Origin of the sequence: Streptomyces sp. NBC_00236 (assembly GCF_036195045.1) — a bacterium.
Classification (GTDB): Bacteria; Actinomycetota; Actinomycetes; order Streptomycetales; family Streptomycetaceae; genus Streptomyces.
In genome coordinates this window covers 3,297,753-3,310,236 of sequence record NZ_CP108100.1, presented here as the reverse complement: position 1 = coordinate 3,310,236, position 12,484 = coordinate 3,297,753, and the positions used below count along the sequence as shown (strand labels likewise).

The following is a 12,484-nucleotide window of genomic DNA, read 5'->3' as shown; positions in this document are numbered from 1 at the left end:
GTCATGCCGTCCGCAGGGCGGCTCTCGTTCATGCCGTCGTGGATCAGGCGGGCGTGGCCTCGGGCCTGGCCTCGGTCATCGTCCGGCTGTGGGTGCGCCGCAGAAAACGGATCAGCGGCGCGCAGTCGAACTGCACCACCTCGACGCCGTCCGCGGTGTGGCGCTCGACGACCAGCTGGGCCCGGCCGCAGGGCCAGATCCGGAGGCTGTCGTGTGCGACGGGGGCGCGCAGCCCGCGCTCCAGCAGATCGCGCGGGACGGCCCACTGCGCGCCGCCGGGGAAGGCGACCTGGATCATGTCGGGGGCGTCGGCGGTGGCGGTGTCGTAACGCAGCTCCACGGGCACCACGGGCAGATCGCGGGCGTCGGTGACGAGCCGGGCTCGGGCATGTTCTTTGATCACGGGGGACATGGGCCGGCTCCTCCTGTGTATACGTCTTCGTCCTCCAATGTCCCATATTTTCCTAAAAAAGCACTGTGAGGACTCCGGGCAGTTGTGACGACCCCGCTCTTGCGAACGGTTCGCAACAAGGCTCTATCATTGAGAGGTTCACGACCCCGCGCAGCAATGCAGGAACGCAGGAAGCGGAGCCTCCCCCATGCATGTACCCGACGGATTCATCAACGCCCCCGTGTCCGCCGTCGCCGGAGTCGTGGCCGCCGGTGCGGTGGCCGTGAGCCTGAAGGGGGCCAGGCGTGAACTGAACGAGCGCACCGCGCCGCTGGCCGGGCTGGTCGCCGCCTTCATCTTCGCCGTGCAGATGCTGAACTTCCCCGTCGCGGCCGGCACCAGCGGCCACCTGCTCGGCGGGGCGCTGGCCGCGATCCTGGTCGGGCCGTACACCGGAGTGCTCTGCATATCCGTCGTCCTGCTGATGCAGGGCATCCTCTTCGCCGACGGCGGGCTCACCGCGCTCGGTGTGAACATCCTCGACATGGGCGTCGTGACCACCGTCGTCGCGTACGCGCTGTTCCGCGGTCTCGTCGGTGTGCTGCCGCGCACCCGCCGCTCCATGACCGCCGCGTCCTTCGTCGCCGCGCTGGTCTCCGTACCGGCCGCGGCCGCGGCTTTCACGCTGATGTACTGGATCGGCGGAACCACCGACATCCCGATCGGCAAGGTCTTCACCGCGATGGTCGGGGTCCACGTCCTGATCGGCCTCGGTGAGGCCGCGATCACCGCGCTGACCGTCGGCGCCGTCATCGCCGTCCGCCCCGACCTGGTCCACGGCGCACGCGGCCTCACGGCCCCGCTCAAGCTCCGCATCGACGGCGAACTCGTCGACGCCCCCGCTCCCGCGCCCACGCCCGCCCCGGCTCACCGGCCGACCAAGGGGCTGTGGATCACCGGCCTGGTCACCGCGCTCGTCCTGGCCGGCTTCGTCTCCTTCTACGCCTCCGCCAACCCGGACGGCCTGGAGAAGGTGGCCACCGACCAGGGCATCGACAAGGAGGCCAAGGACCACGCCGCCAAGGACTCCCCGCTCGCCGACTACGGAGTCAAGGACGTCTCCGACGCCCGGCTCTCCGGCGGACTGGCCGGCATCATCGGCGTCGGGGCCACCCTCGTCGTCGGCAGCGGTGCGTTCTACGTGGTCAGCCGCCGCCGTCGTGCGGACGACGAGCCCGCGGGCAGCGACGCCCGTACCGACGAGAAGGTCTGACATGGGTGCGGGTCACGCCCACAAGCTCTACCGGCACGGGCACTCGCCGGTCCACGACCTGCCGCCGCACTGCAAGCTCGCCGCGGTCTTCGCCTTCGTCGTGGTCGTCGTCACCACCCCGCGAGAGGCGGTGTGGGCCTTCGGGCTCTACGCACTGCTGATCGCGGGCGCGGCCGCCGTGGCGCGCATCCCGGCCGGCTTCCTCCTCAAGCGGCTGCTGATCGAGGTGCCGTTCGTCGCCTTCGCCCTGCTCATGCCGTTCGTCGTCCCCGGCGAGCAGACACAGGTCCTCGGGCTCTCCGTCAGCGTCCCCGGACTCTGGGGCGCCTGGAACGTCCTCGCCAAGGGCACCCTCGGCGTCGCCGCCTCCGTGCTCCTCGCCTCCACCACCGAGCTGCGCTCGCTGCTGCTCGGCCTCCAGCGCCTGCGACTGCCGCCGCTGCTCGTCCAGATCGCCTCCTTCATGATCCGGTACGGCGATGTGATCACCGACGAGATGCGCCGGATGTCCATCGCCCGCCGCTCGCGCGGTTTCGAGGCACGCGGCATACGGCAGTGGGGTGTCCTCGGCAAGTCGGCGGGCGCCCTGTTCATCCGGTCGTACGAGCGCGGCGAACGCGTCCACCTCGCGATGGTCAGCCGCGGCTACACCGGTTCCATGCCCGTCATCGACGAGGTGACGGCCTCGCGCGCCCAGTGGGCGTACGCCGCGGCACTCCCGGTGCTCGCCCTCGTCGTGTGTCTGCTGGGATGGACCACATGAGCCAGTCCCCCGCCACACCCGTACCGCCGCCCTCCCTGGAGGTCAGCGGTCTCGCCTACGCCTACCCCGACGGCCACCAGGCGCTCTTCGGCGTCGACCTGACCGTCGCCCGCGGTGAGCGCGTCGCCCTGCTCGGCCCGAACGGCGCCGGCAAGACCACCCTCGTCCTCCACCTCAACGGCATCCTCGACGCCGGCGCCGGCACCGTCCGCGTCGCCGGACTGCCCGTGGAGAAGCGCAACCTCGCCGAGATCCGCCGCCGCGTCGGCATCGTCTTCCAGGACCCCGACGACCAGCTCTTCATGCCCACCGTCCGCGAGGACGTCGCCTTCGGACCGGCCTCCGGCGGGCTGCGCGGCGCCGAACTGGAGGAGCGCGTCACCGAAGCCCTGAAGCAGGTCGGCATGGAGGAGTACGCGAGCCGGCCGCCGCACCACCTCTCCTTCGGCCAGCGCCGCCGCGTCGCCGTCGCCACGGTCCTCGCCATGCGCCCGGAGATCCTCGTCCTGGACGAACCCTCCTCCAACCTGGACCCGGCCTCCCGCCGCGAACTCGCCGACATCCTGCGGTCCTTGGACGTCACCGTGCTGATGGTGACGCACGACCTGCCGTACGCCCTGGAGCTCTGCGGCCGCGCTGTCATCCTCAGCGAGGGCGTCATCGCCGCCGACGACCGCACCCAGGACCTCCTGTGCGACGAGGAACTGATGCGCGCGCACCGGCTGGAGCTCCCTTTCGGGTTCGACCCGCGTTCCGTGACGGTTCGCGTTCCGTGACGGTTCGCGTTCCGTGACGGTGAACATCGGGTGACCCGCCCCTCGTCCGACCTGCGGCGCAATGCACCATGGGGGGATGAGCGGGAGCGCAGGAGCAGGCGTGGACGTACGGGGCACGGCAGCGCCCGGATTCGAACCGGTCCGGGATGCTTTCATCCGTAACTTCGAACAGCGTGGCGACCGCGGGGCAGCGGTCACCGTCTACCGGCACGGGCAGAAGGTCGTCGACCTGTGGGCCGGCACCAGAGACGTCGACGGAGCCGAACCGTGGGCCGTCGACACCGTGCAGGTCGTCCGCTCGGCCGGCAAGGGCATCGCCGCCGCCGTTCCGTTGCTGCTGCACCAGCGCGGCCAGATCGACCTGCACGCCCCGGTCGGCACGTACTGGCCGGAGTTCAAGGCGAACGGCAAGGAACGCGTCCTCGTCCGCCACCTCCTCGCCCACCGGGCCGGAATCCCGGCGCTGGACCACCCCCTGACACCGGACGAGGCGGCCGACGGGGTGAGCGGGCCGCGCGCGGTCGCCGCGCAGCGCCCCGAGTGGGAGCCCGGCACCGACCACGGCTACCACGCCCAGACCTACAGCTGGCTCGTCGGCGAACTGGTGCGGCGCGTCACCGGCCGGACCGTCGGCCGCTGGGTCGCCGAGGAGATCGCCCGCCCGCTCGGCCTGGACTTCTGGTTCGGCATCCCGGCGGACGAGGCACACCGGGTGGGCCGGATCGGCCCGGTCGAACCGCCCGCGGGCGACGGCACGGGCGCGCTGCGGATGCGCCCCAAGCGCTCGGTCGTCGACGCCTACCGCGACCCGGACTCGCTGACCCGCCGGGCGTTCGGCGCCATCGACCCGCTCCCCGACGAGAACGACCCCGGCTACCGGGCCGCCGAACTCCCCGCGTCCAACGGCATCGCCACCGCCCGCGGCCTGGCCCGCTGCTACGCAGCGATGATCGGCCCGGTCGACGGTCACCGGCTGTTCGCCCCGGCCACCCTCACCCTGGCCCGTACCGAGGAGTCGGCGGGGCCGGACCGGGTCCTGGTCGTGGGTACCCGCTTCGGCCTCGGCTACATGCTGCACGGACCGGCGGCCCCGCTGCTCGCCCCGGGCTCCTTCGGGCACCCCGGCCGGGGCGGCTCGCTGGGGTTCGCGGACCCCGAATCCGGCATCGCCTTCGGCTATGTGACGAACGGTCTGCAGAAGGGAGTCACCGCCGACCCCCGTGCCCAGGCGCTGGTGCGCGCACTACGTTCGGCCCTATGACTTCTGCCGCGCTTTCGCGCTTCCACGGACACCGCGTCCTCATCACCGGCGCCGGCCAGGGCATCGGCGCCGCCACCGCCCGCAGGCTGGCCGCCGAGGGCGCCCGGGTCCTGGTCACCGACCTCGACGGCGACCGGGCGCAGGCCATTGCGTCGGAGATCCGGGAGAGCGGCGGCGCGGCCGACCCACTGACCTGCGACGTCGCCGACCGGGCGGCCGTCGAGGCGGCGGTGGAGCATGCCGTCTCCCTGTTCGGCGGGCTCGACGTGCTGGTCAACAACGCCTACGCGTGCACCCCGGACGCCCCGCTCTTCGAGGACGAGCCGGACGAGGTCTGGCAGCGCGACCTGGACGTCACGCTCTCCGGCGCCTACCGCTGCTCGCGTGCCGCACTCCCGCATCTCGCCGCCTCCGGCCGGGGCGCGATCGTGAGCATCGGCTCGGTCAACGGGGTGCAGGACTTCGGTAACCACGCCTACAGCGCCGCCAAGGCGGGCCTGGCGAGCCTCACCCGTACCCTCGCCGGCCACGCGGGGCCGCGCGGGGTGCGGGTCAACCTGGTCACGCCCGGCACGGTCCGCACCGGTGGCTGGGCCGGCCGTGAGGCCCAACTGGCCCGGGTGAGCGGCCTCTACCCGCTCGGCCGGGTCGGCGAACCGGAGGACATCGCGGCGGCCGTCGCCTTCCTCGCCTCGTCCGACGCGGCGTGGATCACCGGCACGACGCTGTGCGTGGACGGCGGGCTGACCGCGGTGAACACGGGCTTCCGACAGGCGCTCAGCGAGTAGTCGAGCGGACTGCCCGGGTCGCGGGGGCGCGCCCGACCCGGGGGCGGGCCGGTGCGCCCCGGGGGCTGCCCGGCCCGGCCCGTGGTGCCTGATCCGACTCGGGGGCGGGCGGTGCCGCGTGCTCGGGTCCGCCGGTGACCGGGGCGGGCCGGGTGCGCCCCGGGGCTGCCCCGCCCGGCCCGTGGTCCCCTGACCCGACCCGGGGGGGCGAGGTGATGCCGCGCGCCGGGGCCCGACCGCGAACGCTCACCCCGCCCTTGTGCAAGTACGGGATGAGACCGCCGCCCGGCGGACTCGGACAGGAGACTTCATGGACCCGGACGAGGATCTGCTGGCTCGCTCCGCACGCGAGCCGACGGCCTTCGAGCCGCTGGTCGCCCGGCACTCCCCGGCCCTGCACGGTTACCTCGTGCGCCGCGCCCCGGCAGCCGCCGACGACCTGCTCTCCGAGGTGTGGCTCCAGGCGTACGCCCACCGTGAGACGTTCGACGCCGCGCGCGGCTCAGCCAGGGGCTGGCTGTTCGGGGTCGCCAGGAACGTACTGTCCCGGCACCGGCAGGCCGCGGCACGCGCCGCCGCCCGCGAGCAGCAGCACCCCGACGCCACGGCGGCGGACCCGTGGCAGGCCGTCGACCAGCGCCTGGACGCCGCCACTGTCGGACCGGAGCTGCGCGAGAAGATCGGCGGACTCCCCGCGGTCGAGCGCGAGTTGTTGCTGCTCGTGGCCTGGGAGCAACTGACCCCCGTGGAGGCCGCCGCCGTCGTCGGCATACCCGCCGGCACCGCCCGTTCCCGTCTGCACCGGGCCCGCGCCCGGCTGCGCGACGGGCTCTCCGGAACCACCCGTACGACCCTGACGGGAGACTTCGCATGACGCACGAGGACCAGCAGACGGACGTTCTCGACTTCCCCGGTGCCGCCGCCCTGCAGCGCGCGGGCCGCACCGAACTCCTGGACCCGGCCGTCCAGGCCCGGGCCCGCTCCCTGGTGCTGGGGGCCATCGAGGCGGACCTCGCAGACGCCCAGGACGCCCTGCCGGCCGCCGCCGTCGAGCCCCGCTTCGGCCGGGGCCGGGTGTTCGCCCTCGCCGCGGCGGTCGCGGCCGTCGCGGCGGGCGCCGCCGTCCTCCCGGTCATCGACATGGGCGGCAGCGGACCGGCGGCCGGCGCGTCGGCGTCCGAGGTGTTCACGAGCATGGCCGAGCACACCACCCTCACCGAGGCGTACAACGCGCAGACGCTGACCGATGCGTACTGGAAGACGAGGGTGCGGAGGTGGACGGAGGGCGGCAAGGGCCACACCGAGGACGTGTACCAGAGCCGCACCAGGACCGTCATCAAGGTCGCCGGCCAGCAGACCAGCGTCAAGTCCGTGCCCGAGGGCTTCAGCTGGCAGGTGGGCGACGGCCGGGTGGCCTGGCAGGACATCTACACCCTTCCCACCCGACCGGACGCCCTGCGCGGCATCCTCGCGGCCGGCGCCAAGGGGTCAGCCGCCGAGCAGACCGTCCGCCAGGCCGGTGTGCTGCTGACCCAGGCCCCCGTCTCAGCGCGTCTGCGCGCGGCGCTGTACCGCGTGCTCGCCGACACGCCGGGCGCCGTGGTGACGGAAGGGGTGAAGGACGGGGTCGGCCGTACCGGAACCCAGATCTCCTGGAAGTGGACCGAGAAGTACCCCGCCCACAGCGACCACAACCCGAGCTGGATCGTCAGGCCGTCCGACGGCCGGCTCCTTGAGGTCAACTCCATGCCGGGGGGCCAGGACGGCCACATCGTCCAGCGCTCCACCTACCTCTACGCGGGCCCGGCGAAGACCACGGACTGATCCCCGGAACGCCGGCCGGCCCCCCCGGGGGCAGTCCCGGGAGGCCGGTCGGTGTGGGCGCGTCCGTCCCCTCAGGCGGGCGCACCCGGGTGCTGTTCCCGCTGTGGCCGCGTACTCTCCCGGGTGGCTCCGCGGAAGAGGGGCAGCCGGTCCACGGCCGGCACGCCCGGACCGGTGAACACGAGCAGGAGCAGCGTCCAGCAGAAGAGGACCGCCGCCTCGCCGCCGTTCTGCATCGGCAGCAGGCCTGCCTGCTGGTGCACATCGAAGTACGCGAACGGCATGGAGCCGGAGCCCAGGAACGCGGCCGTTCTCGTACCGCGGCCGAGCGCCACCAGGATGCCGCCGGCCGGCCTGGTGACGGCCGCGTACCACCCCGGCCAGCTGTCGGCGGAGAGCATCGGCCTGCCGAGCACGCCGAAGAGCGACGCGGCTCCGTGGCAGGTGAGGAGCAGCCCGACGACGAACCGGAACATGCTGAGCGCATACGGCTGAGCCCGGTCGAGGCGAGTGACCCTCATGAGTGTCCGCCTCCCGTCAGTTGTAGACGCCGAACTCGTACAGCGAGTAGCCGTAACCGGAGCCGCGGGCCGTGCCGTTGATCCGCACGTAGCGGCCGGTGCCGTTGACGTCGATGTCGTCGATGTCGCCGTTCCCGTCGGTCACCGACTTCACCGTCGTCCAGTTCTGACCGTCCTCGGACGTCTGGATGTCGTACGCCTTGCCGAACGCCGGGTCCCAGGCGAGCTGGACGTGCTTGAACGTCGTCGAGGCGCCGAGGTCGACCTGGACCCACTGCGGGTCGCTCCAGTCACTGGCCCAGCGGGTGTCGAACTTCCCGTCCACCGCGTTGGCCGCACCGCACGGGCAGCCGCCCGTCGGGTCGGTCTGGAAGGTGGACGCGGTGGCCGCCTTGCCCTGGGACACGTTCGTCCCGTCCACCTTCGGTGGGATCACCTTGACCGACTTCGTCTCGATGCCCACGTTGCCCTTGCCGTCCGTGGCCTTCACATAGGCCTTGTAGACACCGGTCCTGCTCGGCGCCTTCGCGGTCAGCGTGCCGTCACCGTTGTCCTTGGTCTCGGCGGGGACCAGCGCCTTGTTCTGGTCGATGTAGTTGCTGCTGAAGAGGACCTGGTAGGTGATCGCGTCGCCGTCCGGGTCACTGGTGCGCGTGCTGATCCTCATGTCGCTGCCGGTGGGGACGCCGGTGGTGGCACCCTCCACCGCCATGTCCGTGATCACCGGCGGGGTGTTGTCGCCCGAGGTGTCGGCGCCGTACGCCTTCTTCACGGCGTAGTACGAAAGACGCTTCTCGCCGCCGGGCAGCAGGTTGAACCACACGCCGCCGAAGTCGTTCTCGACGCCGTAGTGGAACATCGTGGCGCCGAGCGCGACCCCGGTGTGCCCGGTGACGCAGCCCCACGCCTTCTCGTACCCCTCGCCCTTGGCCACATCGGTGGGCTCGGCCGGGACGCCGTTCGCGTCGTCGTCGACCTCCCACTCACCGGCCGGGCCCGTCTCGGTGACGATGTAGGGCTTGTCGTAACCGCCCTGCTCCCAGTCGGACTTGATGTCGCAGACCGCGTTGTAGGCGTTGACCGCGTACAGGTCGAGGTCCGGGGCGTTCTTCTTGTAGTAGGGCCAGGCGCCGGTCCAGGCGTCGGTCGAGGTCACCGGGTGGTCGGGGTCGACCTCGTGGATCTTCTTCGCGATGTCGTTGACGAAGGTGGTGTACGCGTTGCGCTGGGCCTCCAGTTCGTCGCCGCCGTAACAGTTCTGGAGGCCGAGCGTCGACTCGTTGCCGACGTTCCACATGAGTACACCGGGGTTGTCCTTGTAGGTGTCGACCCACTGGGGGAACTCGGCGAGCATGTCGTTCTTGTACTGCGTGTCCGTCAGGTAGTCGACGCAGCCACCGCTGCCGGGGCCGCCGCCGGGCTGGAGCCAGAAGCCGGCGATCACCTTGATGCCGTTGGCCGCCGCCGTGTCGAAGAGCGGTTTGCTGGTGGCGTCGGTGCCCCAGGTGCGGATGGTGTTGACGCCCATGGACTTCACGTCGGGCAGGTACTTCTGCGCGTCGGCGACCGAGGGACCCCAGGTGAGGCCCTTGACCGTGTACGGCGAACCGTCCACGGTCAGCTGCCAGGCGCCCTGCGAGCCGGTGACCTTCACGACGGTGCCGGCCGCCTGGGCCGCGGGTGCCTGGACGGCGAGCAGACCGCCGCCGAGCAGGGCTGCCGGCGCCAGTGGTGCCACCAGGCGTTTGACCCTGCGGGTGGGGGGACGGTGCATGTCATGCTCCTTGCGGGTGGGGGGTGAGTGACGCGCGCGATCTTGGAGAGCGCTCTCCGGGACGGCCCGAAAAAAGGGCCCCGCGTCCGGTGGGGGTGTACGGACTACGGCAGTTCGTAGTTCTGGTCGAGCACGGCACCCTGGCCGGGGTGGTTCTCGTCGTAGCCGCGCGGGTCGCACTGCAGGCCGCCCTTGACGCAGTGGGTGACCATCGCGTCGAGCGTGGCGGCGTCCCAGCCGTTCATGAAGTCGTAGTGGAAGGAGAATCCGGCGCCGCTCGCCAGTCTCACCTGCGACATGTCACCGTTGACCGGCCAGGCCATCTTGAACTCGATCATCGGCAGGGCGACGGGGTGGTCGGCCGGGCACGAGTTGTAGTTGGCGCCCCCCGCCACCGGATACGCCATGTGGCTCTTGTGGTCGGGCGTGTCCAGGTGGATGCCGTCCCAGCAACTGGGGGCCTGGAGGCGCAGGTTGAGCTGGACGTCCCGACGGTCGGGGCAGGTCGCCGGGAAGTCGTAGTTCTTGAAGCTGTCGCCGCACTCCCAGCCCTCGACGGTGCCCTTGAGGTTCTTGAACTCCTCCTGGGTCTGCATCGGGCTGCCGACGACGTACCGCAGCCCCCGGGGGAAGGGCCGCACGCTGGTGTAGTCGGTGACGCCCGACTTGTAGTAGATGGTCTGGACGCCTTCGGGGAGGATCTTCGTGTCCCCGTCGAACAGACTCGGCATCCAGTAACCGGACTTGTCGCCGGGTGCCAGACAGGTGGTGTCACCCGTCTCCAGTGAGGCGGTGGTGGTGTTCGCGTTCGTGGTGGTGTTGCCCATGAACGTGTGGTCGTGGGACTTTCCGGGCTGCCCCGGGTAGACGATCGGGTCGTCCGGGGCGGTGTGCGTCGGGGCGCACTTGGCCTGGAACTCGTGGAAGTACGCCGGCGGCGGGACCTTCGTCGAGGGGGTGACCCCGGTGACGGGCGGGTCGGCCATGATGTAGCCGTCCCCGTCCGGATCGTCGCCGGAGGCCCGGGTGGACGCGGGCATGCCGGGCATGCCCGGCATGGAGTACGCGGCGTGTTCCGCGTGCGCGCCCGCCGCCGCGGCCGGCGTCTCGGGAGAGGCGTTCGCTGTCGCCGCGATACCGGCGATCCCTGCCGTGGTCAGGGTCAGCGAGGTGAACAAGAGCAGTCCGGTGAGGGTTCTCGACCTCCGGGGCATGGAGACCTCCTGCTGCGTCGTGGGGGTGTGCATGGAGTTGGGAGAGCGCTCTCCCAACTCGGAGTGTTCCGCTCCTGACAAGAGCGTGTCAATAGTTGGTGAACGACGGGCGCCCGGGCCGGAGTTGTCCGCCCTGGGCGGGGCGCCGACGGGAAGGGCAGGTGACCTGCGGGGAGTTGCCCGGAACGCGGTGGGCCGGCGGCCGGTACGTGGTCGGCGAGGGGCCGGACGCGCTCAACTCGTGTGCAGCATCAGCCCGATCCCCACCACCATCAGCCCGGCCGCCGCGATGCGCGGGGCGCCGAAGCGTTCCTTGAAGAACACCGCGCCGATCGCCGCGCCGACGATGATCGACGACTCACGCAGCGCCGCCACCGGGGCGAGTGCCGCACGGGTCTGCGCCCACAGGACGAGTCCGTACGCCGTCACCGACAGGGCCGCGCCCAGCAGGCCCCGTACCGCGTACGGGCGGAGCTGGGCCGGGAGGGCGGAGCGGCGCCGGCAGAGGGCGTAGAGGGGGATGGCGATGCCTTCGAGGATCATCAGCCAGGCGACGTACCCGAGCGAACTGCCCGAGGCGCGCACGCCGACGCCGTCGACCGTGGTGTATCCGGCGATGGCCAGGCCCGTGGCGAGCGCGGCCAGGATCGCGGGCCACTGGGGGCGCTTGCCGGAGCCGCGGATGCCCCAGAGGGCCAGCCCGACCAGTCCCGCCGAGGCGACCGCGACCCCTGCCGTGGCCCAGCCGTCCGGGCGCTCGCCCACGAAGACGGCGGCCAGGACGGTGACCACGAGCGGCGCAGTGCCGCGCGCGATCGGATACATCTGGCCGAAGTCGCCGAGCGTGAACGACCGCATCAGCAGCAGCATGTACGCCACGTGCAGGGCGGCGGACACGATCAGGTACGGCCAGGCCTCCGCGGCCGGGAACGGGACGAAGCAGGCGGCGGCTGCGCCGATCAGCACGCCGCCCCCGGAGATCAGGGTGAAGGAGAGCAACTGGTCCTTGATCGCATGCGCGATGGCGTTCCAGCCGGCGTGGGTGAAAGCGGCCGTCAGGACGGCCATGGCGACGAGCGGTGTCACGTGGTACCCGGTATTCCGTTCAGCGGGGGCGGCGGCCGGTGAGAGCCTGCCAGCGTGCGTGGGCCGCGTCGAGTTCCTGGCGGGCCCGGGGGATACGGGGGTCGCCGCTCTGACGGGCCGTGACCTCTTCGAGCCTGCGTGCCTCCTCGCTCGGTCCGGTGGCGCTGCCCCGCAGGCGCCGCAGCTCGGCCCCGGCCTCACGGATGAGCCTCGGCCGGTCCCGCTGGAAGGTCCTGTCCGCGGCGATGGCGTTCTGGACGTCGAGGACGAACCTGCGGACGTACTCCTCACCGAGCTCCGTGTGCGGGTAGCTCAGCAGGTGCCGGCGTCCGTCCGGGCCGGTCAGGTAGACGTGGGACTCCCACGCGGAGTGGTCGGCGCGGATGGACGTCTCGTGCAGCGGCAACTGGAGGTCTCCGCTCCAGTCGTCGGTGCCGCTCGCCACGAGGACGTGCTCGTAGAGGCTGAGGTCCCTGATCTCGCTCCGGTACCCCCCGCGGCCCGGCTCGCGCAGGTACGCGAGCTCCTCCTCGGCCCTGCGCACCTCGCGCCGGAGGCCGGACTCGGCCTTCCGGGCGGCGTTCTGCGCGCCGGACAGCTCCCACCGGGCCGCGTGTTCCAGGGTGCGCAGTGTGTTCCGCGCCGTGTCGAGGTCGTGGCGCGCGGCGGCGTACGCGCCGCCGAACGCGAACTTCAGGCCTCCCGGGTAGCGGTGGAGCTGCCGGGCGACCGCGCCTACGGCGACGAGGGCGGCCACGACGAGCAGCAGGGACAGTCCGGCGATCATGGTGCGTCTTCTCCCGGTGTGTCGGT

Annotated in this window: 13 protein-coding genes; 7 read left to right on the top strand and 6 right to left on the bottom strand. The window is 71.8% G+C overall.

Annotated features, from left to right (window positions below; genetic code table 11):
• Window positions 1-43: 43 nt before the first annotated feature.
• Window positions 44-412 (bottom strand): SsgA family sporulation/cell division regulator, encoded by a 369-nt coding sequence (locus OG446_RS14765; RefSeq protein ID WP_328894473.1) that lies wholly within the window; start codon window positions 410-412, stop codon window positions 44-46.
• 187 nt (window positions 413-599) lie between these two features.
• Between OG446_RS14765 and OG446_RS14760 the strand changes: the two genes are divergently transcribed.
• From OG446_RS14760 to OG446_RS14730, 7 genes are all read left to right on the top strand, one after another.
• The gene (locus OG446_RS14760) at window positions 600-1,664 is read left to right on the top strand and encodes an energy-coupling factor ABC transporter permease (protein WP_328894472.1); all 1,065 of its coding nucleotides are present in this window, start codon (window positions 600-602) and stop codon (window positions 1,662-1,664) included.
• Between the two features lies 1 nt (window position 1,665).
• Complete coding sequence (gene cbiQ / locus OG446_RS14755) at window positions 1,666-2,427, top strand: cobalt ECF transporter T component CbiQ (protein ID WP_328894471.1); 762 nt, start codon at window positions 1,666-1,668, stop codon at window positions 2,425-2,427.
• Entirely contained in the window at window positions 2,424-3,203 is a 780-nt protein-coding gene (locus OG446_RS14750) for an energy-coupling factor ABC transporter ATP-binding protein (protein ID WP_328894470.1), read from the top strand. Before cbiQ ends, OG446_RS14750 begins: the two co-directional genes overlap by 4 nt.
• A 100-nt stretch (window positions 3,204-3,303) precedes the next feature.
• Window positions 3,304-4,464 (top strand): serine hydrolase domain-containing protein, encoded by a 1,161-nt coding sequence (locus tag OG446_RS14745; RefSeq protein ID WP_328898302.1) that lies wholly within the window; start codon window positions 3,304-3,306, stop codon window positions 4,462-4,464.
• A complete protein-coding gene (locus tag OG446_RS14740; protein WP_328894469.1) occupies window positions 4,461-5,252 on the top strand; it encodes an SDR family NAD(P)-dependent oxidoreductase in 792 nt (263 codons plus the stop codon). The genes OG446_RS14745 and OG446_RS14740 overlap by 4 nt, the downstream gene beginning before the upstream one ends.
• A 310-nt stretch (window positions 5,253-5,562) precedes the next feature.
• Window positions 5,563-6,126 (top strand): RNA polymerase sigma factor, encoded by a 564-nt coding sequence (locus OG446_RS14735; protein ID WP_328894468.1) that lies wholly within the window; start codon window positions 5,563-5,565, stop codon window positions 6,124-6,126.
• Window positions 6,123-7,076 (top strand): hypothetical protein, encoded by a 954-nt coding sequence (locus OG446_RS14730; RefSeq protein WP_328894467.1) that lies wholly within the window; start codon window positions 6,123-6,125, stop codon window positions 7,074-7,076. The genes OG446_RS14735 and OG446_RS14730 overlap by 4 nt, the downstream gene beginning before the upstream one ends.
• Window positions 7,077-7,147: 71 nt before the next feature.
• On the opposite strand, the gene OG446_RS14725 is transcribed toward OG446_RS14730, so the two are convergent.
• From OG446_RS14725 to OG446_RS14705, 5 genes are all read right to left on the bottom strand, one after another.
• Complete coding sequence (locus OG446_RS14725; RefSeq protein WP_328894466.1) at window positions 7,148-7,597, bottom strand: DoxX family protein; 450 nt, start codon at window positions 7,595-7,597, stop codon at window positions 7,148-7,150.
• A 16-nt stretch (window positions 7,598-7,613) separates the two neighbouring features.
• Window positions 7,614-9,371, bottom strand: coding sequence for a discoidin domain-containing protein (locus tag OG446_RS14720; protein ID WP_328894465.1), 1,758 nt, complete (start codon window positions 9,369-9,371; stop codon window positions 7,614-7,616).
• Window positions 9,372-9,475: 104 nt separating this feature from the next.
• Window positions 9,476-10,585: a DUF1996 domain-containing protein gene (locus OG446_RS14715; protein ID WP_328894464.1), complete on the bottom strand. Its 1,110-nt coding sequence runs from the start codon at window positions 10,583-10,585 to the stop codon at window positions 9,476-9,478.
• 234 nt (window positions 10,586-10,819) lie between these two features.
• Window positions 10,820-11,671 (bottom strand): EamA family transporter, encoded by an 852-nt coding sequence (locus tag OG446_RS14710; RefSeq protein WP_328894463.1) that lies wholly within the window; start codon window positions 11,669-11,671, stop codon window positions 10,820-10,822.
• Between the two features lie 19 nt (window positions 11,672-11,690).
• On the bottom strand, window positions 11,691-12,458 hold the full coding sequence (locus OG446_RS14705) for a hypothetical protein (RefSeq protein WP_328894462.1): 768 nt from the start codon (window positions 12,456-12,458) through the stop codon (window positions 11,691-11,693).
• Window positions 12,459-12,484: the final 26 nt, after the last annotated feature.

Bases quoted from the DNA above. Each gene is read 5' to 3' on its own strand.
- OG446_RS14765 (WP_328894473.1), bottom strand. From the start codon at position 412: ATGTCCCCCGTGATCAAAGAACATGCCCGAGCCCGGCTCGTCACCGAC.
- OG446_RS14760 (WP_328894472.1), top strand. From the start codon at position 600: ATGCATGTACCCGACGGATTCATCAACGCCCCCGTGTCCGCCGTCGCC.
- cbiQ (WP_328894471.1), top strand. From the start codon at position 1,666: ATGGGTGCGGGTCACGCCCACAAGCTCTACCGGCACGGGCACTCGCCG.
- OG446_RS14750 (WP_328894470.1), top strand. From the start codon at position 2,424: ATGAGCCAGTCCCCCGCCACACCCGTACCGCCGCCCTCCCTGGAGGTC.
- OG446_RS14740 (WP_328894469.1), top strand. From the start codon at position 4,461: ATGACTTCTGCCGCGCTTTCGCGCTTCCACGGACACCGCGTCCTCATC.
- OG446_RS14735 (WP_328894468.1), top strand. From the start codon at position 5,563: ATGGACCCGGACGAGGATCTGCTGGCTCGCTCCGCACGCGAGCCGACG.
- OG446_RS14730 (WP_328894467.1), top strand. From the start codon at position 6,123: ATGACGCACGAGGACCAGCAGACGGACGTTCTCGACTTCCCCGGTGCC.
- OG446_RS14725 (WP_328894466.1), bottom strand. From the start codon at position 7,597: ATGAGGGTCACTCGCCTCGACCGGGCTCAGCCGTATGCGCTCAGCATG.
- OG446_RS14720 (WP_328894465.1), bottom strand. From the start codon at position 9,371: ATGCACCGTCCCCCCACCCGCAGGGTCAAACGCCTGGTGGCACCACTG.
- OG446_RS14715 (WP_328894464.1), bottom strand. From the start codon at position 10,585: ATGCCCCGGAGGTCGAGAACCCTCACCGGACTGCTCTTGTTCACCTCG.
- OG446_RS14705 (WP_328894462.1), bottom strand. From the start codon at position 12,458: ATGATCGCCGGACTGTCCCTGCTGCTCGTCGTGGCCGCCCTCGTCGCC.